Here is a 24,182-nt window from a genome sequence, read left to right as displayed (position 1 = left end):
GGTCCCCGCGGTCGTGCGGTGCATGGTCCCCGCGGTCGTGCGTCAGCCGATGTGGTAGCTGTCGCCGTACACCTTCCAGTCGAGCGGCGGGTCGAGGTTCAGATTGCCCTCCCTGAGGAAGACCCGCTGGGCGGTGTCCACCCGGCTGGTGTCGGAGTGGGCCTCCTCCCACTTCATCGCCCGCACCCGGGCGTCCAGGAAGGCTTCGAGGTAGGCGGCCTGGTCGCCGCCCCGGGCCGGCGGCTCCGCCCGGGCCAGGGCCTGCTCGCGAATCGCGCCGAAACCGGTGCGGGCGTCGCCGCCGCCGTGCATGACGAAGGCGTCGTAGTACGCGAACTGCCCCAGCGCGCCGAGGCCGTCGGCCTTGCCCCGCGCGACGGCCGGATCGAAGTACAGCCGGTCCCGCTCGTCGTTCTGGGCCCTCCGGAACGCCGGGTCGGCCGCGGCGGTCGCCCAGTCCTTCGTGAAGTCCGGGTCCAGGCCCGCGTGCGAGTCGGTGCCGACGGCCTTCCGCAGCGCGGGAAGGTACTTGGCGAGGACGTTGCCCGGCTCACGGGCGGTGTACAGCTCGACGAGGCCGAGCATGTCACCGGTGCCGGAGCAGAAGCCGATGATTCCGGCGGTGTAGCCCCGGCCGTCCTCGATGTCCTCGATGTACTTGTACTGATCCTTCCAGTCGAGCGAGGAGTTCTCCGCGCTGGAGACCAGCCGCATGGCGATCTCCTTCTTCGCGGGATCGTCCAGCCCGGCCCGGGACCGCCCGGCGGACGGGGCGGTCCGCGGCTCCGCCGCCGGGTGAGAGAAGGCGCCGGCCCAGGCCGCGACCGGAAGCGCCGCGAGGACCACCCCGGCCGCGACGACCGCGAGGCGCGCGGTGCGGGGGCCGGGGCGCGGGGTACGTGGGCGGGGAGCGGACACCGGTCCTCCAGGAAGGGGTTCGTCGAACCGTCAGTTCTACCAGCGTGGCCGCCGGTTCTCTCGGGGCGGCCTCGCCGGCGTGCGCCGAGCCACGCGGTGGACGGCGGTGGAGGACCGTACGCCGCTCGGGCGCGTCCTGCGGCGTCGAGGCCCCGCACCGCGCGGCGGGCGCGATGCGGGGCCTCGACGCGTGGGCGTCGGCGGTCGCGGGCTCAGCAGTTGAGGTAGGCCGTGTGGATCCAGACGCCGGTGCGGCCGCCCCACAGGTCACCCATGATCCAGTTGCCCTGCTGTCCGCGCGCGTTGAGGTTCTGCCCCTTGTTCACCTGGCCCAGGACCGGGTAGTCCGTGCCCGGACCGCCGCGGTAGTTGACCCCGTTGTCGTTGACGGTGCAGACTCCGGCCGGCGCCTTCGCCGTCTGGCCGGCGGCCGGGCTCTGCGCGGCCTGCGCGGCGGGTCCCAGGGCCATTCCCAGACCGGCGGCCAGGGCCGCCGCGGCCACCATCATCCTCTTCATCATGTGGTTCTTCCCTCCGTTCTCCGGCACACGTCGGGTGTGCCGTTCACCGGCCTCAACGGAGCCGCCGGCCATCGGGTCACGGCTTCGGGAGAGCCTTTGAGGAGGAGCGAAAGCGCAGGTCCCACGACGTACGCACCGGCGTGCGCGGCCGGCCCGCGCGCGCTTCCCGCGCCCGGCGGACGGAGGTTTGACGGGCGGAGCCCCGCCCGGCGGCCGCCGCCGCCGTCACCACGCCCCGGCGCCGCAGGGCGCCCGCCTCGACGCCCCCATGGGCGTACGCGCGGCCGGATGCCCGCCGTCCGCCGGCCACCCCGCACGGACCGCGCCCCGCGAATCGCCGGTCGCGCACGCCTCTCGCGCCCGCCCGCCGCCACGCGTTCCGCCTCTCGGCCCGCGCACGCTCCGGCAGACGCCCGTACGCGCGCCGCCCGTGTACGCCCCGCAGGCCCGCACACGCCGTCGCTCAGGCGCACGCGCGCGCCGCGCGCACGCGCCCGGGACCCCGCGTTCAGCGCACCACGCGTCCCCGCAGCACGATCCGGCTCGGGTGCTCCAGGACGGCCGGGTCCAGCATGGGATCGGTGGCGTACGCGACGACGTCGGCGGGCGCGCCGTCCACCAGGCCCGGCAGCCCCAGCCAGTCCCGTGCCGTCCAGGACGCCGCGCCCAGCGCCGCCTCGGCCGGCAGCCCGGCCCGCAGCAGCCAGGACATCTCGCCGGCGACCGTTCCGCAGGGGAAGGTGTCGGTGCCCGCCAGGACCGTCACGCCCGCCTCGTGGGCGGCGCGCACATTGGCGAGCATGCCGTCCCAGCCGGCCAGCCACAGATCACGGCGCGCGCCCGGCTCCCGGGCCCGCATCTCGTCCTCCCGCGCGCCGAAGGCGCTCAGCGTCGGGACGAACGCCGTGCCCTGGGCGGCCATCCGGTCCAGCAGCGCCGGGTCCAGGTGCATCCCGTGCTCCAGGCTGTCGGCGCCCGCCAGCACGGCGTTGCGCGTGCCCTCCGCGGTCTGGCAGTGCACCGCGACCTTCCCGCCCGCCGCGTGCACCGCCTCCGCCACCGAGGTCAGCAACGGCAGCGGCACGGCCGGTTCGTCGGCAGCCCAGTCGCCGATCACCTTGCACCAGCCGGACGAGGCGGTGGCCTCCTCCACGGCCGCCCGCACCAGTTCGTCCTCGGTCACATCGCGCCCCAAGCCGGGGAAGAACCGGCCGGGCGTGGCCAGCCACCGCCCCGCCGACGTCACATGCGGCAGCCCGGGGTCCTCCGCCACCCACGCGGGCATCCGCGCCGCGGTGCCGGGCGTGCGCACCGCGAGCACCCCGGCGTCCCGGTGCTCGCCCAACTGCCGGCGCAGCAGCTCCTCGTCGAACGGGTCGTCCGCCTCCAGGCCCTGTCTTCAAACTGCCGCCTGCCGTGCGACGCCTGGCACGCGCGCTCGCGGCGTTGTCGGAGTCGTCCTCGTACGTCCGGTACGAGGACGATCCTCCGCCTTGCGATCGCACGCACCAGACGCCGCACGGCCCGGTCTCCGGCCGAACGACGGCAGTTTGAAGACAGGGCCTAGCGCGCCCGGATGCGTGTGCACGTCCACGAGCCCGGGCAGCAGCCAGCCGCCGTCGACGACCATCTCCGTGTCCATGTCCGCGAGCCCGCCCGGCGGGCCGCCCGCGCGCAGCACCCCGTCGACGACCAGGAAGACCCGCTCCTCGCGTTCCGGCAGCACGATTCCACGTATGCACAGCATGGACCGACCGTATGCCACGTCGGCGGGCGCGGCCGACGGACCGCCGGGCGGCAGCTCGTACACACCGGCATATTGCGGAACGTTCCGATCCACCCTCTTGTCGAGGCCCCCGGCACCATGCGATATAGGTCTGGACCATTGCTGCCGGATGGAAGGCACGACCGTGCAACGCCCTCACACAGCCGCCGCGTTGTCCTGCTCCGCCGCCCTGCTGCTCGCCGCGCTCACCGCCTGCGGCTCCGCTCCCGAGGCGGATACCGAAGCGCCCACGGCGCCGCGCCATGTGACGGCCCAGTCCGGCAGCGCCACCTCCGCGCACGTCATGTGGGAGGCGTCCTCCGACGACAGGGCGGTCACCGGTTACGAGGTGTACCGGAAGGGTGCGAGCGGCGCACCGGAGAAGGTGCGTTCCCTCCCCGCGACGAAGGTGATGACCGACGTCGAGGGGCTGACCGCCTCGACGTCCTACACCTTCACCGTCCGGGCCCGCGACGCCGCCGGGAATCTCTCCGCGCCGAGCGCCGCCGCGACCGTCACCACACGCGCCGCGACCCCCGCCGACCACGCGCCGCCGACCCGCCCGACGAAGGTGCGCGGCAGCGTCGGCGGCGCCCGGGCGGTCGACCTGTCCTGGAGCCGCGCCACGGACGACGTCGGCGTCACCGCGTACGACATCTACCAGGAGGACTCCCGCATCCACAGCGTGCCGGGCGCCGAGACCACGGCCCATGTGACCGGGCTGCGCCCCGGCACCGTCTACACCTTCACCGTCCGGGCCCGGGACGCCGCCGACAACTCCTCGCCGGACAGCGACGCCGTCGACCTCACCACCGCGTCCGAACCCGGCGCGCCGGCCTCCGCCGCCCCCGCCGACCTGCGGGTCACCAACCGGGCACAGGGCAAGGAGTACGCCATCGACCTGGACTGGGAACAGCCGAGGACGGGCGGCGAGATTCCCGCGTACCAGCTCTTCATGGACGGCAGGCTGACCACCACCATCGTGTGGGGCTCCACCCCGCCCGCGGGCCGGGCGCACTACCGGCTCACCGTCACGGACCCGCGCGGCACCCGCTACTCCCTCAAGATCCGCGCCAAGCTGCCGGACGGGAAATGGGGGGACTTCTCCGCCCAGCGCACCGTCGTCCTGGGCGAGTGAGCCGAGCGCGCGCGTGCGGCGCGGGACGCACGTGCGGGGCGGAGCGCGCGTGCGGGGCGGGGCGCGCGTGCGGGGCGGGGCGCGCGTGCGGGGCGGGGCGCGCGTGCGGGGCGGGGCGCGCGTGCGGCGCGGAGCACATGTACTGGACGGACCACGCGTGCGGGCCGGCGGCCGATTCGGTCCGCCGCCAAGGGAGGTGACGAGTAATCAGTTCGTGACGCGCACGGTCTCCACCCATCGCGGCGGCTGCGGGGCGTTCGCGCCGATGAGCGCCGCGACCAGCCGGCAGGAGGGCGCCTCGTCCGGCCAGGGGGTGAAGCCGTCGGTGAGGACGACGACGATGTTCGGCCGGTCCCGGGCCGCGAGCGCGGCGGCGATGCCCACCCGCATGTCGGTGCCGCCGCCCCCGCCCAGCTCGACCTGGTCGGCGGACGTCACCCGGGACACGGCGTGCACGTCCGCGTCGCAGGCCAGCACCGTGACCCGGTTGCCCCGGACGCCCACCTCCCGCAGCACCCCGGTGACCTCGCCCAGCGCCGTGCCCAGTTCGTCGTCGCCCATGGACCCCGAGGTGTCGATGACCACGGCGACCCGGGGCAGCGGGCGGCGCAGGCTGGGCAGGACCACGCCGCGCAGCGCCGCGCTGCGCCGGGACGGCCGCCGATAGGTGTAGTCCATCGCCCCCGCCGCCCAGGCCGCGGCCTCGCGGACGGCGCCCGCCAGTACCTGCCGCCAGTCGACGCTCGGCTCCAGGATCTGGTCCGCCCAGCGCTCCCAGCCCGCCGGGAGCGTGCCCCGGGTGCGCCGGTGCGCGCGCATCGCCTCCGCGGCGTGCCGGCGCAGCGCCTGCGCCTCCACCGGCCCGAGGCTCGTCGGACCCCGGTCGCCGGGCAGCTCCCAGGGCGAGGGCCGCCCGTGCGCGCCCGAACCGCAGTCGTGCGCGGGCGGCCCCGGCGGCAGCGAGGGCAGGTACTCCTCGAACATCCGCCCGGGCGGCAGGCCGAAGAGCCGGGGCTCCAGCCGGCCTTCCGGCAGCGGCAGCCCGTCGGCGATCAGGTCGTCGTTGATCTCGCAGTCCTGCGCCACGTTGAGCCGCTGGTGGTCGCGCTGGTCGGCGGCGGGGAGCCGTCCGGACCGGCCGTGATGGTCGCGCAGCAGATGCGCCACCTCGTGCAGCCACACCCCGGCGAGCTCCGCCACCGGCGTCGCCGCCACGAACGCGGGCGACACATAGCAGCGCCAGTGCCGGTCCACGCCCATCGTCGGCACCCCGGTGCTCGGCACCACCGTCAGCGCGTACAGCGCCGACGCCAGATACGGCCGGTCGGTCGCCGCCCGGTAGCGGGCGGCGAGCAGCTTGGTCATGTCCAACGAGGCCCGTTCCGGGGCCGGTTCCGGCTTCGGCACGCCGTCCCCGTCTCAGCCGCTCTGCGGCAGCGCGCCGGACAGCTGGAGCAGTTCCAGGAACGCGTCGATGCCCTCGGGCACCGGCCAGTCCGCGTCCCGCATCGACGCCAGGTCGACCGCCGCCCTGGCCGCCACGTCGGGCACACCCGCGTCCACGGCCTTCGCCAGCACCGCCCAGCCCGCCTCCCAGCGCTGCCGGGTGAGATCGCCCTGCACGGCCGCCACGATCGCGATGAGGAACGCGAGCTGGCGGTCGCCGCGCTCCGGCAGGGCGAACGCGTCGGGATTCGCCAGCACCCGGTCCGGGTCGGGCAGGTCGAGGTTCTCCAGGTACGACAGCAGCTCGATGCCCGCGCCGTCGCCCACCGCCCCGGCCAGCGCGGCGGCGAGCGCCTCGCGCTCGGCGCCCGTCGCGTATCCGGTGGCGAGCAGGCGCAGCGCCATGTCCCAGGTCCGGGGCGACGGCCAGGCCCGGCCCCGGCTCTCCGCGTCCTCCGGGATGTGATGGACGAGTCCGGGGCGTGCGGTGAGGAACCCGGAGACCGCGCCGCGGGCCCGCGCCGCCGCTCCCGGCACCCGCGCGGCCTCGACGACCGGGACCGTCACCTCCGGCCAGGTGCCGGCCATGCCGCGTGCCACGGTGCGCGGATCGTGCGTCCACTGCAGATGCACGAAGCGGTTGGCGAGCGGCGGGCTCAGATGCCAGCCGTCCGCCGCGCTCGACGGCGGGTTCGCCGCGGCCACGACGCGTACGGACTCGGGGAGCGCCAGGCTGCCCACCCGCCGTTCCAGCACGACCCGCAGCAGCGCCGCCTGCACGGCCGGGGGAGCGGACGACAACTCGTCGAAGAACAGCAGCCCCCGACCCGCCCGGGCCAGGCGCACCGCCCAGTCCGGCGGGGCCATCGGCACACCGGTGGCGGCCGGGTCGTCGCCGACGACCGGCAGCCCGGCGAAGTCCGACGGCTCGTGCACACTGGCGATGACCGTCTCCAGCCCGAGGCCGAGACCGGCCGCGAGCTGCTCCAGACCGGCCGACTTGCCGATGCCCGGCTCGCCCCACAGCAGCACCGGCTGATTGGCCGTCACCGCCAGTGCGAGAGCCTCCAGTTGAGGGTTCGTGGCCGGCTCGGTACGGGTCGCCCGCAGTCTGCGGTTGAGCTCGTCGGCGGCGGCCAGCGGCCCCGGAGCGGCGGACGTGGGCGGTGTGACGGGCGACCGGCCGGGCGCGGCGGTCGACGAGGACGGCCGGGGCGCCTGCTCCGGTCCGGCGACCGGGGACGGAGCGACGGGCGGCTGCGCGGCCGGGCCACGGGCGACGGTGCTCACTCTTCCTCGTCCTCGCTCTCCTGCTCTTCCCGCTGCTCCTCCCGCTCCTCCTGCCACTCGTCCCACCACTCGGCGCCGACGCCCGGGTGCTCCTTCTCCACCCGTTCCCGCAGGAACTCCAGATCCGTACGGCGGTACATGCGGATCAGCTGGGCCAGCGACAGCTCCATCTGGTCGGTGACGTCGATCCGGGCCCCGGCCTCGATCAGCGCCGTCACGAGTTCCGCCGATCCGCGGTCGGCGACCGCTGCGCAGAGCGGAGTGCGCCCCCGGTGGTCCAGGGCCTCCAGACCGAGACCGGCGGCCAGCAGCCGGGGCAGCAGCTCCTCGTGGTCCAGCAGGTGCAGCACATGGAGCAGGCTGCGCCGCCCGCCGTCCAGGATCCGCGGATCCACCCCCGCGTCCAGCAGTTCCAGCACGCCGGCCGTGTCGCCGTGCTCGGCGCGCAGGAAGAAGTCCCGCCGCTGCGCCCGCAGGGCCCTGGGCAGCCGGCCGGTTCCCGTGACGCAGGAATGCTCCACCGCGAAGCAGCCGGTGACCGCGCCGCCGAAAGCCCGCAGCGCGTTCTCGCGCTGCCGTTCCTGATCGCTGTGCGGCATGCCGAGCCGTCCGTCGCGGAAGGCGACCTCGTGCCAGGACCCGCCACACCTCACCCGTACGGGCTCGGGGCGCGGCGGCGGGGGAGGGCCGTACGCCGTCCGTCCGCCGGGGAACAGGGCGCCGGCGACCAGCGGATGCAGCTGGTCCGGGGTCAGGGCGCCGGCCCGCAGCAGGCCGAGGTCCGGCAGCTCCCGCGAGAGGCAGTCGGGCAGGTCGACCACGTCCTGGGGCGCTTCGGACACGACCCTGATCAGGGGCCCGCCGCCGTCGCCCCGGCCCGTGAGGTGCAGCAGGACGCCGGTGCGCCAGCTCTTGCCGATCCGCAGGCAGGCCGTCGGGTACAGGGCCGCGAACCGCCGGGCCTCCGCCGCCAGTCGGGGCACGTCCAGCCCCAGCTCTCCCACGGCCTTCTCCGGCTCCGCCTGGTACCAGCGCGGCGTGGCCGGCACGGTCGGATCGAGCTCGATGCCGGCCGCCGCCAGGGCGTCGGACACCCGCCCCCGCCGGTACAGCAGCGTCACCCACTCGGCGCGGGCCACCGGATCGCCGGGGCCCGGATCGTCGGCGGGCAGTTCGTCCGGCGCGAGCGGGACGCCGTCGGCGCGCAGGAACGGCAGCCGGTCCGCGCCGCCCGCGCGGGCGCGCAGCTCGTCGGTGCGCCGTGCGTCCCACAGGGCACGGCACTCCCGCCAGTCCGTGACGCCCGCGCGGAAGACGGCGGGGGAACCGGTCCGCCGCAGCGTGCCGAACCGGAGCGAGAGCCGCTGCGGACCCTCGGTCAGCACCGGGGTGCGCAGATACAGATACGGCGCGGACGCCCCGGCTCCGGGCGCGTCCGCGGCGCCGTAGCCCGCCAGGACCACGGTGAGCCCGGCGGAGAGCGTGGAACGCCCGCCCAGCACCCGCGGCAGGTGCCAGCGCACCAGGTCCGGGACCAGGTGCCGGAGGTCGTCCTCCAGCGCCCCGGCGACCTCGGGCCCATACCGCGCGGCGGCCTCCGGCAGCTCGAAGCCGATGTCGAACCGGGCCGCCGCGCAGGCTCCCCGCCAGTCGCCGACGGCCCGCCGACCGGCGGACTCCTCGATCATCGAGCGGGGCACCGCGTACCGGCGCACCTGCCGCCAGCTCGCCAGCAGCTCAGGGTCGAGGGCCGCCGCCGTCGCGTCCAGGCTCACCGGTAGACGCTCCTGACCGCGAGCAGGTCCGCGTGCGCGCCGCGGTCCGGGCGCAGCCGCTCCGCGAAGCACCGCTTCACCCGGCGCGGCAGACCCGGCCCCAGCCCCACGTACTCCAGGCGCGAACCGGGGCCGACGGCGGCCAGCAGGTTCTTCGCGCCCCGCCCGGTGAGCCCGGTGTGGCGCAGCTCCAGCCGTCGCAGCGGACTGCCGCGCAGCGCCGCGGCCAGGGCGTCGGCCCCGGCGTCGCCGGTGGCGTTGGACGGGGCCCCGAGGGTCCGCTCGGACAGCGGGCGGCCCAGGTCGAGCGCCTCGATCCCGTCGAGCGCGTCGGCCAGGGCGCGTGCCCCCTCGGGGCCGATCCCGTTGCCGCCGAGGCCCAGTCGGACCGGCCGGGCGGGGTCGGCGGCGGCCGCGAGCACGGCGGCCCCGGCGTCGCCGAGGTGGTTGGACGGCAGATACAGCTCCCGCACACCCGCGTCCCGGATCAGCGCGGCCAGCAGCGGCGCGGCGTCGGGGCCGAGCCCGTTGCCGCCGAGGAACAGGCGCTCGACCGGCCGCGACCGCTCGGTGAGCACGGCGAGCAGCGCGCCGAGACCGTCGGCGGTGAGCCCGGTGTTCACCAGGTCGAGGGTGCGCAGCACGGTGTTGGCGCGCAGCACCGCCGCGAGCGCCCGGACGCCGGCGTCGCCCACCGGGTTGCGCTTCAGCCACAGCGACCGCACGGTGTCGTCCCCGGCCAGCGCGCCGGCCAGCGCCGAAACGCCGTCGGCCCCGATGCGGTTGCAGCCGAGGTAGACCGTGCGCAGGCCGTGCCCGCCGGGCGCGAGCGCGTCGGCCACGGCCCGCGCGCCCTCGTCCCCCAGCGAGTTGGTGCCCAGCAGCACGTGCGCGGCGTGCGGAGAACGCGCGGCGACGGGCATCACCCGTGCCGCGCCCGCCACTCCGAGCCCCTGCTTGCACAGATCGACCCGGCCGTCCGCCCGCAGGGAGCCGAGCGCGAAGGTCTCATCGGCCTCGACGGAGTGCCCCGCGTCCAGCCGCTCCAGCAGCGGATCCAGCAGAGCCGGGTCGGCGAGCGGAATGTCCGGGTGCTCGATCGCGGGACAGCGCACGGGCATCGGCTGCAACATCACTACTCCCAGGTCCCCGTCGGCACCCGGCCCGGAGAGGGACGACCGCATTCCTCGCCCGCTCGGGACGAACCGACGCCATCGACTCCGCTCCACGAAAAGGTGGCAAGACCGGTCGGATTCGAACCGACGTCCTCCAGCTCGATGCTAGGGCGCGACGACCTCTGCGCTACAGCCTTGCCACGGCCGATCATAGCCACCACCGAGCCTGATTCGCACATCAGTGCCACATCGTTCCCGCGCACCCGCCGCCCCGGCCCCGCCCGCACGGCCCACCGGACCGGAGGCGCGCAACGTTCGCCCTGCTCAGGGCACTTGGACTGCCCGGTTCCTCGGTGCCCGTCAGCCCGGCGTGCGCCCTCAGCGCGCGCTCGGCGCATCCAGCGGACCGCATGCGCACTCTGCCCTGGTGTCGTGGCGACTGCTTTTCTGGAACGGCTGATGCCCACGGATCAGACATGGATCAGAGATGGAGCGGAGAAAGGGAAGGAGAGCAGTGTCCTCGATGTCGCAATCCAGAACGCAGGGCCAGGAGAGGTGGCCCGCTCGCAGTTTCCTCGGCGACATGTCAGAGCCCGTCCGCGCCAAGCTCCTGGCGATCGGTACCCGCTGTCGCTACCTGCCCGAAGAGATCCTGATTCGCGAAGGCGACCGTTCCAACCACGTGGTGCTCCTGCGATCGGGATTCGTCAAGGTCACCGCGCGCCTGGACAACGGTCATGAAGCGCTGCTCGCCATCCGGGTCGGAGGGGACGTGGTCGGCGAGATGGCCGCCATCGACGACGGTGCGCCGAGGTCGGCCACGGTCACGGCCTGCGGCGAGATAGCCGCCAGCATCGTCCGGGAATCCGACCTCCGACACTTCCTCGAGTCTCACCCCGAGGCGGCGCGCGCAGTCAACCGGATCGTCGTCCAGCGGCTGCGCTGGTCGAACCAGAGACGGGTGGAGTTCGGAGGCTATCCGGTCAAGATACGGCTCGCCCGCGTGCTCGCGGAGCTGGCGGCCTCGCACGGACAACCGGTGCCGCGTGGGCTGGTCATAGGTGTGGACCTCACCCAGCCGGAACTGGCCGCGCTCACCGGCTCGGCGGAGGTCACCATCCACAAGGCGCTCGCCGAACTGCGCAGGGAGGGGCTCATCACCACCGGATACCGGCGCACCACCGTCCTGGACGTGAAGCGGCTCCGGGGAATCGCCCGCCTGGGCGAGATCGGTCCCTGACGCGGGCGTCACCCGCCCCACCCACCGAAAACCGTATTTCTACGACCCACTCGGTGTTCTCCACCCCCTGACGCACAGTTGAGCCCGACCTCGCTCGAACCAAGGCGGATGGGGGACCCATTCATGAAACCGCATGCCGACTCGCAGGAGATCATTACGCGCCATCTCTGCATGGCCGCCGACGTGGAGAAGTACAGCCGTCTCGACACTCCGGGCCAGGAGGCCTTCCAGGCCGATCTGGTACGGGTGCTCGAGGACGCGGCGGCCCTCAGCGGCCTGGACCGCACGACCTGGGAGCGTCAGCCGCAGGGCGACCAGGAGTTCGCCGTTCTGCCGCTCGACGCCCAGGAGTCGGTGGTGGTGGGGAGCTACGTGCGGAATCTGGCCATCCGGCTTGGCGAGCGCAACGCCAACCTCGCCGAGAGCGAGCGCATGAGGCTCCGGCTCGCCATCGACTTCGGCGTGGCCCGCACGGCCGCTCTCGGCTACAGCGGGCCCGCCCCGGTCTCCGTCGCCCGGTACCTCAACGCGGACCAGCTCAAGCGCGTACTCGGGTCGCTCGATTCGACCGATCTCGCCGTGATCGTCTCGGACCGGGTCTACCAGGACGTCGTCCGGCTCCGGGGCGAGGGCCAGGGTCTGGACCCGAGCCGCTATGTCAAGGTGCACGTCAGGGAGAAGGAATTCAGCGGCTACGGCTGGATCCACGTGCCCGAGCACGGCCCGGAGGAGTTGGAGCCGCTCATGGACGCCCCGGAGCCGGACCGCGCCCCGGACCCCGGGCCCACCCCCGTGGTGCGGCAGAACAAGGACGGTGTCTTCCACTTCGGCAGCGGCGATGCCGCCAGGACCATGCACAAGAAGTACTACGGGTGATGGCGCTCCAGCCCATGGACGACACGACCGAGCCGGTGGACCCGGCCGAACCCCAGCCCTCGGAGGGGACCTCCGCCGAGGAGGACGCCGAGTCCGCGTCCGTCGGCGCCGAGGCGGACGAGGAACGGGCCGACCACATCAGACGGTTGCGAGAGCGTGGTCTTTCCCAGACCTTCATCGAAGGAGGCATCGAGGGAGGGGCCGTCGGTTTCGGCGGCGGTGACGCGGCCGGGACCATCTACAAGAACTACTACGGCAACGCCACCCCGGCCGTCGACCCCGTGGATGGCCGGGTACCGCCCGAGGACCTGGACCGCCTGCGAGAGCTGTACGTGGACCCCGGCTCGTATTCCAGCCTGGCCAAACACCTGACCAAGCATGGAGTCGCGGTTCTGCGCGGGGCTCCCGGTTCGGGGCGATACACCACGGCATTGCTCGCCGTGCAGAAGGTCATGGACACCGATGTAGTCGTCCTGGACGCGCAGGCCGGTGTCCGTCGGCTGGTGCGGGAAGGGGGAGGGCTTCAGGCGAGCCGAGGCCATGTCATCGAGAGCGACGGCGCGGAGTGGGTGAACGACTTGCGTCCGCAGATGCTCATGCGGCTGCGCGAGGCGACGTACCGCCGCTCACCGCTGGTGATCGTCTTGGACGACCAGACGCCGGTCGGGGGGCTGACCGGACACGTCGTCGAGCACGAGGCAGCGGACGGGATGCGGTTCAAGGTGCTGGAACGGCACCTGACGGTGCTGCTGGACGACCGGCCGTCGGATCGGCTCAAACTGCTGGAGCACGCGCGTCTTCAGGAGGACCTGCGTGGGCGCAGGTCCATGGCGGAGGTCGCCGGCCTGGCGGGTCAACTGGTGCGGCGTGTGCATGCCGACGATGACATCGATCAGATCGTCCAAGGACTCGGAGCCGAGCTGCGGGCCGAGGCGGTGAAGCTCCTCGGACCCCCGCAGAAGGCTGGAGCCGACGGTGCCAAGGCACAGGAGGTGTCTCTTTGGTCCCGGGCGTTCCTGCTGGCCTGCGCAGTGCTTGACGGCATCACCCTGAGCCGGGTGAGCCGGGAGTCGCACAGGCTTGCCGAGCTGCTGCACGGGGTGCGCTCACCTTCCTCGGTACCGGAGATTCCCCTGTTCGAGAAGAGCGTGCGGGACTGGTCGGGCCACTCCGACGTGGAGTTCACCGACCAGGCTGGGAATCCCGTCGAGTCCCGGCACCCCGAGTGCCTCGTGCGGATCAAGCGGCATGGCCTCGGGGAGGCGGTCATGGAAGTGCTGTGGCACGACCACACCGGTGCGCGGGGCGCTCTGCTGGAGTGGCTGGACGGCCTCGTCCTGCGGCGTGAGGAGGACATCAGGGTGTCGGCCGCTCAGACGGTCGGCCTGCTGGCCACGCTCGACTGGGCCTATGTGCACGAGGAACTGCTCGTGCGGTGGGCATCCGACAAGGGGGAGCACGCCGACCGACGGAGGTTCGCGGCGGCCTGGGCACTGGAAAGGGCGGTGACCGACCCGCTGCTCGTCCCCAGGGTGCAGCGCTTGCTGTGGCGCTGGTCCCAGCAACGCGATTTCCGGGCATGCGCCCAGCTCGCCTACGGCACCCAGATCGGTGCGAAGTTCCCGACCGAGGCGCTGAGCAGTCTGGAACGGATCGCGGCGTCGGGGATGAAGAGCGTGTGGGCCGCAGTCCGCGAGATCTACGCGGCGGGATCCCGTGTCCAGGTTCTGGAACGGCTGGCGTCCTGGTCGGCCTCCTCGCGCCACTGGCTGCGCGAGGACGCGGCGAAGTGCCTTCAGGGGCTGAGCAGGTTCCGTGGAGAGCGGGCGGTCACCGCCTTCCTGAAGGAACCGGGCCCACGTGACCACCTGTTGGTGCTGAGCCGGCACGTCCTGCTCAGTCGTGTGCACCACCAGCACGGTTGGAACGCCATGCGGCTGTGGGTGGAGCGGGCCGCGGACGAGCCGGGCCTGGACACGTTGGTGGCCGACTTCTTCGCCGAACTCCCGGAGCCGGGCGTCGAGGGCGACGCCCTGCGGACGCGGTTCCTGTTCTACCTGCGGCTTTGGAGTCATCAGCTCACCGACGGCAGCGCCGCTGAGCGTGACGGCAGCACTGCCGAAAGCATCCGTTCCCATGTGCAGGAGGAGTGGTCGATGTGAACAGCACATCGCGTCGCGGTTCGTTCGCCTGGTTGCGTGCTCTGTTCCGCGGTGGGCCAGGGCCTGCCGCCGGGGTGCCTTTCACGCCCGTGACGGTCGAGGTGCCGGAGGTCGTCTCGGTGCACCGCAGCTCCACCGTCGCGTTCGAGACGCCCGCCAGGGGCGACGGATTCGGATTCCAGGTCGAGATTCGCTGCGACTGGTGCGCCGAGGGTCGCCTCGACGAGGAGCAACTGGGCTTTGCCATCGACGGCTATCAGGCGGCCATGCCTCAGCGACTCGCCGAGCGGGTCCGCGGTGTCGCCCGCCGATACGAGCCTTTCCGGGCCGAGGAGGCGGAGCGTGCCGTCAACGAGGCTCTGGGGGAAGGGGAGTGCTACGAGAGCGGGCTGGTGAGCTGTCGTACCACCGCCTGCCTCCGGCCCGCGGCGGAGGTACTGGATCAGCAGCGCAAGGCGGCTCTGGAGCTCCAGGACATCGAGCACCGGTACGCGAAGTCGGCGCTCCAGGTGAAGCTGCTGAACGAGGTGGCCGAGAAGTGGCGGGCGTTTCTCGCTTCCGGGATGGCGGGAATGGGACAGGACCGCGACGCGCTCTCCTGGCTCACGCCGTGGGCGGTACTGCTGGCGGAGCAACCGCATACGGCGGCGATCGAGATCGGCGACATGTTTCGACAACGGCAGAAGCAGGTCGAGGAGTTCGCTAAGTTTCTGGAGAAGCAGGTGAAGGCGTATCAGACACAGGACCTGTTCGACTTCGTCGTCACCAATGAGCGGCAGCTCGGACATGCTATGCGCCTGTTCGGTCTTCCCCTGCCGGGCGAATCGGGCTCCGCGGGCGGTTTCTCGGAGCCGTTGCCCCGGACCCGGCCGGTCCGGGACTGAGGCAACGGGCCCGGTTCAGGTCAGCAGCGGACCGGCGAGGAGGAAGAGCCCGACGGCCGCGGCCATCAGCCCCGTCCAGACGACCCCCCTGGCGACATAGCGGTGCTTGGTCATCACCACCTGGGCGAGCACCGGTATCAACTGCCAGATCTCCTTAAGCTCGCCGTCCTCGTCCCGTGACGGAGGGGTGCCGTCGGCCATGGCCAGCAACGGGAGGCTGAACCTGTTCGGGAGGGGCGGCGGCCCCAGGCGGGGCCGCAGCGCCTGGACCACGCAGTACACCGCGGGCAGAAACGCCGCGACGTGGAGCAACAGCAGGCCGCCCGCGGCCCAGGCGGCGGGCCCGCCGCGCTCCCACGCCTCGTGCACGACGCCGCCCTGCGGGATGGCCGTGGCCATCAGTCCGGCTTGAACGGCGCCGAGGACGCCGACCTTGGTGTCGGCGAACTGGGCGGACGCCTGGAGCGATGTGTAGACGGTCAGACCGGACCGGAGGCCGGCGGCTTTCTCGTCTCCCGCGGGGACGGTCGCGGGGACGGGGGCGGAACGGGACACGGAAGACCTCCTGGCACCGAGTGGTCGAGGACTCCCAGTAACCCCTTTGACGGGGCCGAAGAAAAGGCACAAATGCGGATTTCCCTAGTTTGGAGAGCTCGGTGAGACTCTTGGACCAAGCACGCGCTGGCCGACTCCTGGCGTGGGCGCTTTCGCTGATCGCCGTGGCGGCGTGCAGTGGCTGCGGCGCGTTCGACGCGCCCGCAGCCCGGCCCTGCGCCTGGATGGACCACAGCTCCGACGGAGCGGACGACACACGGCAGAGGACTGTCGTTCTCATGGACCGGAGTTCGTCCACCAGACCGGACGAAGCCGCCCCGCCGGGCGACCGGGTCCCGGACTGGGTGGCCACCCTGCTGGGCACTCGGGGGCTGACATTGCCGGTGCTGGAGGGCGGGGTCCTTTCGATGGCCGGATTCGACGGTACGAGGGCCACGGTCGACTGGGAGGTGAATCGCGCGTTCGTCGCGCCTGTGAAAGGCAACGACACATTGAAGAAGGATCGGCGGGCGGGCCGGCTCGGTTGTCTGGAGGGGCGACTGCGGCAGTTGTCCGCCGAGGCGTCGAGCACCGCTCGTACGGACGTGCTGGGAGCGCTTGCCGCGGCCGGCGAACAACTCGGCAGCGGGGATGGGCGCCGCCGGATCGTCGTGGCCACCGACGGACTGTCCAACACCGGCTGCGCGGACCTGCGCTCCGCCGGGTTCGACGGCACGGCGGAGATCGAGGAGGCGGTGGAGCGCTGCCGGAAGGCCGGCGAACTGCCGGACCTGGCGGGTGCCGAGGTCGATCTCGTCGGCATAGGGCGCGCTGCCCGGGGCGCGACGCCGTCCTCCCAGCAGACCGCCTGGCTGGCCGCTTTCTGGACCCGGCTGTGCGAGGCGACCGGCGCCTCCCCCTGCGAGGTGGCCACCACCACCCGCGTCCGCGCGGCGGGAGAGACCACCGACACGGGGAAGGGCGAACCTGAAGTAACCTTCCCGGCCGTGACGGAGCGCTCGGCCGACCGGGTCACCACGATCGTCCTGCCCGGCTCCGTGCTGTTCGCGACCGACCGGGCCGAGTTGTCCCCGGCGGCACGGAGCACATTGGACGAAGCGGCGCGCCGTATCCAGGACCTCGGCCCCGTCACGGTGGCCGTCACCGGGCACACCGACTCGCGCGGCAGCGAGCAGCGAGGCCGGCAGCTGTCGCTGGCCCGCGCACGAGCGGTCCGGACCGGTCTCGCGGAGCGCGGGATCGCGGTGGCCTCGGCCCGCGGCTACTCCGACTCCCGGCCCCGGTGCACCCCCGAGTACCGCGGCGGGGTGCCCGACTACGCGGCCATGGCGTGCAACCGTCGGGTGGAGATCGCCGTGACCGTCCGCCGCTGATCGACGCGGGGAATCCCTTGGCTGTTTCGAGAAGTTCATCGCGAAAGAGGACGACGACCATGTCCCAGAACCACCGAGGCATCCCGTGCCACCACGGCTGCGGATGCGACATCAGACGCCTGGTGAAGAGCGCCGAATACGGCCCCGAACGCGACCCGGAGCACCTGGACAACGGTGAGATGCGGATGCTGCTCCGCGCGGCCCGCGAGGTCGCCGAACTCGTCAGCCACAACCGCGACCGGCTCGCCGCGGCGCGTGCTCGAACGATCGACGCGCACGCGCGGACCGAGGAAGCGGTCCAGTCTCTGGCTCGTTTCGAGGCCGCCGCTTCTCTCCGGGCGAGCCGGGAGGCCCAGGACGCGGTCGAGTCGCGGCATGCGGGGGACGGGGCCCACGACCGGCGCCGTCGTGACATGTGGATACGGGTGCTGCGGTGGCCCGTCGTCGCCGCCATGGCCATGTTCGACGCGTGGTACTTCATGCGGGTCTTCCAGTACCTCACCACCAGCGAGGAGGAAGTCTCGTTCTTCGAACAGACGGTCTCCTTCCTGCCGGGGGTCGTTCTCGCCCTGGCGCTCATGCTGTCCGGGCACGCGATCGCGGCTCCGTTGCACCGGGTGCGCGAGGGGCTGCACGCCCTGCGGGACCGCCGCCCCGTGCTGTCGTTGCTCGGTTCGCTCACCCTGCCCGTCCTCTATCTGACCGCCGTGCTGTCCACCGTCACCGTGTGGGCGGTCCTGCGGGCCCGTGACACCGGAGTGGACGAGGTCGAGGGCGCCCGCTACGCGCCCGGCTGGGTCGCGGTGCTGATGCTGGTACTCGCGATCACTGCCGTGGCGATGAAGGTGATCGCCCACAACCCCTATGCCGACAGTGCCGCTGCGGCTCGCCGCACCCTACTGCGGGCCACGCTGACGTACGCCTGGCTCGTGCGGCGGGTCGGTCGTGCCCTGCGCGAACACGAGCGGGCCTGGAGCGACCTCTGTGCGCTGCGCGACGAACTCGCCTCGCACGTACGCCTGGAGAGCATGCGCGCCTGGGAGGCGGCCATCCTCACGGCCCGCATGCTGCATGGGCAGGCGGGCCACACCCCGCCCGCTCCGGCCGTCCTGCCGAGCGGGACCGGGAGCGGGGCACAGGCAGCCTCATGGGCGGCGCCGCTCTTCAACGGGGTGGTGGAGCCTTCGCCGGAACTCGGTCCCTTGATCGAGGCCCACCGGATCGCCGTGGTCTGCGCACCCACCGAACTGCGAGCTCTCCGTGCCGAACTGATCAGCCGCATCGACGCCCGGCTCGGCCCTGCGTGAAGGCCGAACGGGACGAATGGCGCCCCAATTGGTCTGTACCTATTGACGAGTTGGTCCAGACCTTTTAGGTTCCCCTGTGCTCCATGGCACCAGGCAACGCCCCAGCTCCCCTTCAGGACCGCCTCACCGGTCCCTGCCTCATGGGAGAAACACCATGTCCGAGCACCTGCCCCTCAGAAGGAGAACCGCGACCGCCGTCGTCGCCGTTCTCGGACTCCTCCTCGCGCTGCTGTCGCTCCAATCCGCGCCCGCGCACGCGGCGGGCAAGCTGACGGCCACCTTCGCCACCGCCGACAACGGGTCGTGGTGGAAGGGGACCTACGTCCTGCGCAACGACACCGACAGCGCCGTCACCGGCTGGAGCCTCGAATTCGACCTGCCGGCCGGGGTCACCATCGACACCTCGTACAACGGCACGGTCACCACGCAGGGCAGCCATGTCACCGCGGTCAACGCCCACTACAACGGCACGGTCGCCGCGCACAGCACGACCGAGCCGTACAGCTTCTGGTTCGTCGCCAAGGGGCCCGTCGCCGAGCCGACCGGCTGCCGGATCAACGGCGACAAGTGCGACGGCTCGCCGGACGCGCCGCCGGGGGCGCCCGGCGGGCTGAAGCAGACCGACGTCACCGCCCGCACCGCCTCGCTGTCCTGGACGGCGGCCGCGGCGGGCGACTTCCCCGTGGCGTCGTACGACGTGCTGGCCGGCGGCGAGGTGGTCGGCACCGCCACCGCGACGACCAGCACCACCGTCACCGGGCTGACCCCGGCCACCGCGTACTCCTTCACCGTCCGGGCCCGGGACACCCGCGGCAACACCTCCGCCGAGAGCGCCCCGCTGACCGTCACCACCGTCGACCCGGCGACCGACACCTCCCCGCCGACCGCACCGGGCTCGCTGCACGCCACGGCGACCGACTCCTCCTCCGTCACCCTGGCGTGGACCGCCTCCACGGACGATCAGCGGGTCGCCGCCTACGACGTGTACCGGGGCGGCGGGCTCGCCGCCACCGTCTCCGGCGCCACGACCACCGCCACCGTCGGCGGCCTCTCGCCCTCGACCTCGTACACCTTCACCGTCAAGGCGCGGGACGCGGCGGACAACGCCTCCCCGGCCAGCAACACGCTCACGGTGAAGACCGACGACATCGTCGGCAAGGGGAAGTACGCCAAGGTCGGCTACTTCGTCCAGTGGGGCATCTACGGCCGCCAGTACTTCGTCAAGAACCTCCACGACTCCGGCGCCGCGGACAAGCTCGACATCGTCAACTACTCCTTCGCCAACATCGACCCCACCAACCTCACCTGCCTGAACGGCGTCACCAAGGCCACCACCCAGGACCCCCAGGACCCCGACCAGGGCACCGGGGCCGGTGACGCCGACGCCGACTACGCCCGCCCGTTCAGCGCCGCCCAGTCCGTCGACGGCGTCGCGGACGACGGCTGGGGCAGACTCCGGGGCAACTTCAACCAGTTGAAGAAGCTGAAGCAGCTCCACCCGAACCTGAAGATCGTGGTCTCGCTCGGCGGCTGGACGTACTCGAAGTACTTCTCCGACGTGGCGGCCACCGACGCCTCCCGGAAGAAGTTCGTCGCCTCCTGCGTCGACATGTACCTCAAGGGCAACCTGCCCCAGTACAACGGCGCGGGCGGACCGGGCACGGCCGCCGGGATCTTCGACGGCTTCGACGTCGACTGGGAATGGCCGGGCACCGGCACCGGGCACCCCGGCAACCACTACTCGCCCGACGACAAGGCCAACCTGACCCTGCTGCTCGCCGAGTTCCGCAAGCAGATGGACGCCCTCGGCGGCGGCCACCGGCTGCTCACCGCCTTCACCCCCGCCGACCCGCAGAAGATCGGCGAGGGCTGGGAGCTGGACAAGGTCTTCGACTCGCTCGACGTCGCCAACGTCCAGGGCTACGACTTCCACGGCTCCGGCAGCGACAACTCCTGGGAACCGGACCGCACCGGCCACCAGGCCAACCTCTACGTCGACGACCAGGACCCCTACGACTTCCACTTCAGCGCGGACGCCGCCATCAAGGCGTACACCGACGCGGGCGTCGAACCCCGCAAGCTGACCCTCGGCGTCCCCTTCTACGGGCGCGGCTGGCAGGGCGTCACCGACGGCGGCGTCGCCGGTGAATGGCAGTCGGCGCAGGGCGCGGCCCCCGGCCAGTTCGCGGAGGAGGCCGGCACCCGCGGGTATGCCAACCTCATCGGCGCCTTCCCGACGATGACGATTCGTCATGACGAGCAGTCGGTCTCCACGTACGGCTTCACCGGCAGCCAGTGGTGGTCCTTCGACGACGCCTGGTCCATCGGCAGGAAGACCGCCTACGTCAAGGACAAGGGCCTGCTGGGCATGATGATCTGGGAGATGTCCGGCGACACCCCGCAGGGCACCCTGCTCAAGGCCGTCGACACCGGACTGGGAGGCTGACGGACCGTCGTCTCCCGCCAACTCTCCGTCCGTTCCCTTCCGTTCGCCGTCCGTTCCGGCCCGTTCGGAGTCCCCTCCCGCCTCCCGAGCCACGGGGGAGGGGGCTCCCCGGACGGAGATCGGGGGCATCCCCGATGAGCGGCCGCCGTGGCGTCGACAGCATGGCGGCATGACACCTCACCCTCTCGCCCGCCGCTCCCTCATCGGCGACGCCCTGGCCGGGGCGGCGCCGGTCCTGACGGGAGGGGGCGCGGCGCGGGCCGTCGCGGCGCCCCTCGCCCCGCCCGTCCGGTCGGCGGACGCCCCGCCGCTCACCCCGCTTCCCCCGCTCGACCCGTCGACGCTGCGCGCCTGCGTGGCGGACCTCGACCACCCGGCGGCCACCTCCGCACAACTGCGCGTCGCCGGACCGGCCGGGCGCTGGTACGGAGCCGCGGGCGCGGCCGACCTCGGCAGCGGCCGTCCCGTCCGGCCCGGCGACCGGTTCCGCGCGGCCAGCGTCACCAAGGCGTTCGTCGCGACACTCGTCCTGCGCCTGGCCGCGCACGGACGCGTGGAGCTCGACGCACCCGTCGGCGGTCAGCTGCCCGGCCTGCTGCCGCCGGCGTTCGGCCGCATCACCGTGGCCCAACTGCTCGACCACACCAGCGGACTCCCCGACCACCGGGGCGTTCCCGTGATCCGCACGCCGGAGGACGTCGTCCGCCACCGGTTCGACCGGTGGACGCCCCGGGAGATCGTGGCCACGGTGACGGGGGATCCGCTCAAGTTCGCACCGGGCACCGCCCAGGAGTACCGCGGCGTCAACTACGTCCTGCTCGCCCTGCTCGTCGAGGAGGTGACGGGGCAGCCCTACGGGGCGGCGATCCGGGACCGGCTGCTGCGCCCGCTGGGGCTGGAGCGGACGCTGTTCCCGGGGGACGACCCGCGGCTGCACGGCCCGCATGTGCACAACTACCTGCGGATGACCGACGGCTCCCTGCGGGACGTCACCGTGTACGACCCGTCGTCCAGCTGGGGCGAGGGCGAACTCGTCTCGACCGTCGACGACCTGGACCGGTTCCTCGACGCGCTGTTCGGCGGTGAGCTGCTGCCGGCGCGGATGACGGAGCGGCTGTTCACCCTGCCGCCCGGGGACGTGCGGATGCTGGACGGCGGTCCGGCCCGCTACAGCATGGGGCTGCAGACGGCCACGGTGAACGGCGTGACCTTCTGGGGCAAGACCGGTGAGTGGCACGGTTGCCGCACCCGGATGTTCTCCACCCGCGACCGGCGGCGCCGCTTCGTGCTCGTCTGCACGCCGACGACGATGGACGCCGACGACGCCATGACCGGCCCGGGTGGTCGACGCGCTCACCGGGGCCCCGCCCCGGTGACCGTCCCGCCCGTGACGCGACCGGCCATGACGTGACCGGCCATGACGTGCCCCGGCCATGACGTGCCCCGGCCCGGAGCCGCGAGGCGTCCCGCGGCGGGGCACGTCGTCGACGCGGCGGGTCAGCGCAGCCGCTCGTACGCGGGCAGGGTCAGGAAGTCCGCGTAGTCCTCGTCCAGGGAGACCTGGAGCAGCAGGTCGTGGGCCTGCTGCCACTGCCCGGCGGCGAACGCCTCGTCGCCGGTCTCGGCACGGATCGCGGCGAGTTCCTCGGCGGCGATCTCGCGGGCCAGCTCCGCCGTGGCGCGCTCGCCGTTCTCGAAGACGACGCCCGCGTTGATCCACTGCCAGATCTGCGAGCGCGAGATCTCCGCCGTGGCCGCGTCCTCCATCAGGTTGAAGATGGCGACCGCGCCCAGGCCGCGCAGCCACGCCTCGATGTAGCGGATGCCGACCGCCACCGCGTTGCGCAGTCCCTCGTACGTGGGCCTGGCGTCCAGGCTGTCGACGGCGATCAGGTCGCCCGCGGCCACCGACACGTCCTCGCGCAGCCGGTCCTTCTGGTTCGGCCTCTCGCCGAGGACCGCGTCGAACGAGGCCAGGGCGATCGGGACCAGGTCCGGGTGGGCGACCCAGGAACCGTCGAAGCCGTCGCGGGCCTCCCGGTCCTTGTCCGCCCTGACCTTTTCGAAGGCCACCTTGTTGACCTCCGCGTCCCGGCGCGACGGGATGAACGCCGCCATGCCGCCGATGGCGTGCGCCCCCCGCTTGTGGCAGGTGCGGACGAGCAGTTCGGTGTACGCGCGCATGAACGGGGCGGTCATCGTCACCGCGTTGCGGTCCGGGAGGACGAACCTGGCGCCGCCGTCACGGAAGTTCTTGACGATGGAGAAGAGATAGTCCCAACGGCCCGCGTTCAGCCCGGAGGCGTGGTCGCGCAGCTCGTAGAGGATCTCCTCCATCTCGTACGCGGCGCTGATCGTCTCGATGAGGACGGTGGCGCGGACCGTGCCCTGCGGGATGCCGACGTAGTCCTGGGCGAAGACGAAGACGTCGTTCCAGAGCCGGGCCTCCAGGTGCGACTCCGTCTTCGGGAGGTAGAAGTACGGGCCCTTGCCGAGGTCGATGAGGCGCTGGGCGTTGTGGAAGAAGTAGAGGCCGAAGTCGACCAGCGCGCCCGGCACCGGGGCGCCGTCGAGCTGGAGGTGACGCTCATTCAGGTGCCAGCCGCGCGGGCGGGTGACGACCGTGGCGAGTTCCTCGGCGGGCTTCAGCGCGTACGACTTCCCGGTCCTCGCGTCCGTGAAGTCGATGGCGCGGGTGTAGGCGTCGATCAGGTTGAGCTGGCCGAGGATCACGTTCTCCCACGTGGGGGCGGACGCGTCCTCGAAGTCGGCGAGCCAGACCCGGGCGCCGGAGTTCAGCGCGTTGACGGTCATCTTCCGGTCGGTGGGGCCTGTGATCTCCACCCGGCGGTCGTTCAGCGCGGCCGGGGCCGGCGCGACCCGCCAGGAGTCGTCCGCGCGGATCGCCGCCGTCTCGGGCAGGAAGTCCAGCGTGGAGGTGCGGGCGATCTCCGCGCGGCGCTCGGCGCGGCGGGCCAGCAGCTCGTCACGGCGGGGCGTGAACCGGCGGTGCAGCTCGGCCACGAACGCGAGGGCCGGGCCGGTCAGGACCTCCTCCTGCCGGGGCAGGGGCTCGGCATCGACGATGGCCAGCGGGGACGGCGCTGGTGCGGACATGAGCTGTCACTCCTTCAGCGGGCGGTGCGGTCGGCGCCCCACGACCGCCGGCCGCCCGGAACGGCACGGGGTGCCACGGCTCCGGGGAAAGGGGCGCGGACGCCGTCTGGGGCGCAGAGGGCTTCTGATCAGTGGATATTAGTTTCCTTATGGTGGAAGTTCAATCGTCTGTTGACGTCGAGATGCTCCGAGTCGACAGAAGTGGGACGGCGACGGGGCGCCGGTGGCGCGGAGTGCCGCCCCTCCCGGAAGGG

General features: G+C 72.7%; 19 protein-coding genes and 1 tRNA gene. 9 read left to right on the top strand and 11 right to left on the bottom strand.

Translation table 11 applies throughout. The annotated features are described in order from the left end of the window. Positions 1–42: 42 nt before the first annotated feature. From WA762_RS22475 to WA762_RS22460, 4 genes are all read right to left on the bottom strand, one after another. Positions 43–918, bottom strand: a complete 876-nt coding sequence (locus tag WA762_RS22475; protein ID WP_335937836.1) for a chitosanase — start codon at positions 916–918, stop codon at positions 43–45. 212 nt (positions 919–1,130) lie between these two features. Then, positions 1,131–1,439: an SH3 domain-containing protein gene (locus tag WA762_RS22470; RefSeq protein WP_335937835.1), complete on the bottom strand. Its 309-nt coding sequence runs from the start codon at positions 1,437–1,439 to the stop codon at positions 1,131–1,133. Between the two features lie 508 nt (positions 1,440–1,947). Further along, positions 1,948–2,784, bottom strand: coding sequence for an amidohydrolase family protein (locus tag WA762_RS22465; protein ID WP_335937834.1), 837 nt, complete (start codon positions 2,782–2,784; stop codon positions 1,948–1,950). A 54-nt stretch (positions 2,785–2,838) separates the two neighbouring features. After that, positions 2,839–3,186 (bottom strand): hypothetical protein, encoded by a 348-nt coding sequence (locus WA762_RS22460; protein WP_335937833.1) that lies wholly within the window; start codon positions 3,184–3,186, stop codon positions 2,839–2,841. A 148-nt stretch (positions 3,187–3,334) separates the two neighbouring features. Here WA762_RS22460 and WA762_RS22455 point away from each other — a divergent pair, with 148 nt between their 5' ends. Next, positions 3,335–4,342 carry a fibronectin type III domain-containing protein gene (locus WA762_RS22455; protein WP_335937831.1) on the top strand — a complete coding sequence of 336 codons (1,008 nt, stop codon included), beginning with the start codon at positions 3,335–3,337 and terminating at the stop codon, positions 4,340–4,342. A 207-nt stretch (positions 4,343–4,549) separates the two neighbouring features. Here WA762_RS22455 and WA762_RS22450 read toward each other — a convergent pair whose 3' ends face one another. The 5 genes from WA762_RS22450 to WA762_RS22430 all read right to left on the bottom strand — a co-directional run bounded on the left by WA762_RS22450 (position 4,550) and on the right by WA762_RS22430 (position 10,165). Further along, positions 4,550–5,707, bottom strand: coding sequence for a vWA domain-containing protein (locus WA762_RS22450; protein WP_335937915.1), 1,158 nt, complete (start codon positions 5,705–5,707; stop codon positions 4,550–4,552). A 54-nt stretch (positions 5,708–5,761) separates the two neighbouring features. Continuing rightward, positions 5,762–6,928: a sigma 54-interacting transcriptional regulator gene (locus tag WA762_RS22445; RefSeq protein ID WP_335937914.1), complete on the bottom strand. Its 1,167-nt coding sequence runs from the start codon at positions 6,926–6,928 to the stop codon at positions 5,762–5,764. A gap of 146 nt (positions 6,929–7,074) precedes the next feature. Next, positions 7,075–8,853, bottom strand: coding sequence for an ankyrin repeat domain-containing protein (locus tag WA762_RS22440; protein ID WP_335937829.1), 1,779 nt, complete (start codon positions 8,851–8,853; stop codon positions 7,075–7,077). Continuing rightward, entirely contained in the window at positions 8,850–9,986 is a 1,137-nt protein-coding gene (locus WA762_RS22435; RefSeq protein ID WP_335937828.1) for a leucine-rich repeat domain-containing protein, read from the bottom strand. The genes WA762_RS22440 and WA762_RS22435 overlap by 4 nt, the downstream gene beginning before the upstream one ends. Positions 9,987–10,089: 103 nt before the next feature. Then, positions 10,090–10,165: transfer RNA gene (locus WA762_RS22430), tRNA-Arg, on the bottom strand. A gap of 386 nt (positions 10,166–10,551) precedes the next feature. On the opposite strand from WA762_RS22430, the gene WA762_RS22425 reads away from it, so the two are divergent. From WA762_RS22425 to WA762_RS22410, 4 genes are all read left to right on the top strand, one after another. Next, on the top strand, positions 10,552–11,208 hold the full coding sequence (locus tag WA762_RS22425) for a Crp/Fnr family transcriptional regulator (protein WP_335937827.1): 657 nt from the start codon (positions 10,552–10,554) through the stop codon (positions 11,206–11,208). Positions 11,209–11,331: 123 nt separating this feature from the next. After that, positions 11,332–12,084 (top strand): hypothetical protein, encoded by a 753-nt coding sequence (locus tag WA762_RS22420; protein WP_335937826.1) that lies wholly within the window; start codon positions 11,332–11,334, stop codon positions 12,082–12,084. Continuing rightward, the gene (locus WA762_RS22415) at positions 12,084–14,246 is read left to right on the top strand and encodes a hypothetical protein (protein ID WP_335937825.1); all 2,163 of its coding nucleotides are present in this window, start codon (positions 12,084–12,086) and stop codon (positions 14,244–14,246) included. The genes WA762_RS22420 and WA762_RS22415 overlap by 1 nt, the downstream gene beginning before the upstream one ends. Next, positions 14,243–15,130 (top strand): hypothetical protein, encoded by an 888-nt coding sequence (locus WA762_RS22410; protein WP_335937824.1) that lies wholly within the window; start codon positions 14,243–14,245, stop codon positions 15,128–15,130. The genes WA762_RS22415 and WA762_RS22410 overlap by 4 nt, the downstream gene beginning before the upstream one ends. Before the next feature lie 15 nt (positions 15,131–15,145). Here the strand turns inward: WA762_RS22410 and WA762_RS22405 are convergent, their stop codons facing one another. Beyond that, a complete protein-coding gene (locus WA762_RS22405; protein ID WP_335937823.1) occupies positions 15,146–15,685 on the bottom strand; it encodes a Pycsar system effector family protein in 540 nt (179 codons plus the stop codon). Positions 15,686–15,963: 278 nt separating this feature from the next. Between WA762_RS22405 and WA762_RS22400 the strand changes: the two genes are divergently transcribed. From WA762_RS22400 to WA762_RS22385, 4 genes are all read left to right on the top strand, one after another. Continuing rightward, positions 15,964–17,058 carry an OmpA family protein gene (locus WA762_RS22400; RefSeq protein WP_335937822.1) on the top strand — a complete coding sequence of 365 codons (1,095 nt, stop codon included), beginning with the start codon at positions 15,964–15,966 and terminating at the stop codon, positions 17,056–17,058. A gap of 59 nt (positions 17,059–17,117) precedes the next feature. After that, positions 17,118–18,365, top strand: coding sequence for a hypothetical protein (locus tag WA762_RS22395; RefSeq protein ID WP_335937821.1), 1,248 nt, complete (start codon positions 17,118–17,120; stop codon positions 18,363–18,365). Positions 18,366–18,519: 154 nt separating this feature from the next. After that, entirely contained in the window at positions 18,520–20,811 is a 2,292-nt protein-coding gene (locus tag WA762_RS22390) for a glycosyl hydrolase family 18 protein (protein WP_335937819.1), read from the top strand. 169 nt (positions 20,812–20,980) lie between these two features. Further along, entirely contained in the window at positions 20,981–22,222 is a 1,242-nt protein-coding gene (locus WA762_RS22385) for a serine hydrolase domain-containing protein (protein WP_335937818.1), read from the top strand. Positions 22,223–22,308: 86 nt separating this feature from the next. On the opposite strand, the gene aceB is transcribed toward WA762_RS22385, so the two are convergent. After that, a complete protein-coding gene (gene aceB / locus WA762_RS22380; protein WP_335937817.1) occupies positions 22,309–23,928 on the bottom strand; it encodes a malate synthase A in 1,620 nt (539 codons plus the stop codon). Positions 23,929–24,182 lie beyond the last annotated feature (254 nt).

The organism is Streptomyces tyrfis (assembly GCF_037034285.1).
In the GTDB taxonomy this organism is placed as follows: Bacteria; Actinomycetota; Actinomycetes; order Streptomycetales; family Streptomycetaceae; genus Streptomyces.
This window is presented reverse-complemented; position numbering and strand designations above follow the sequence as displayed.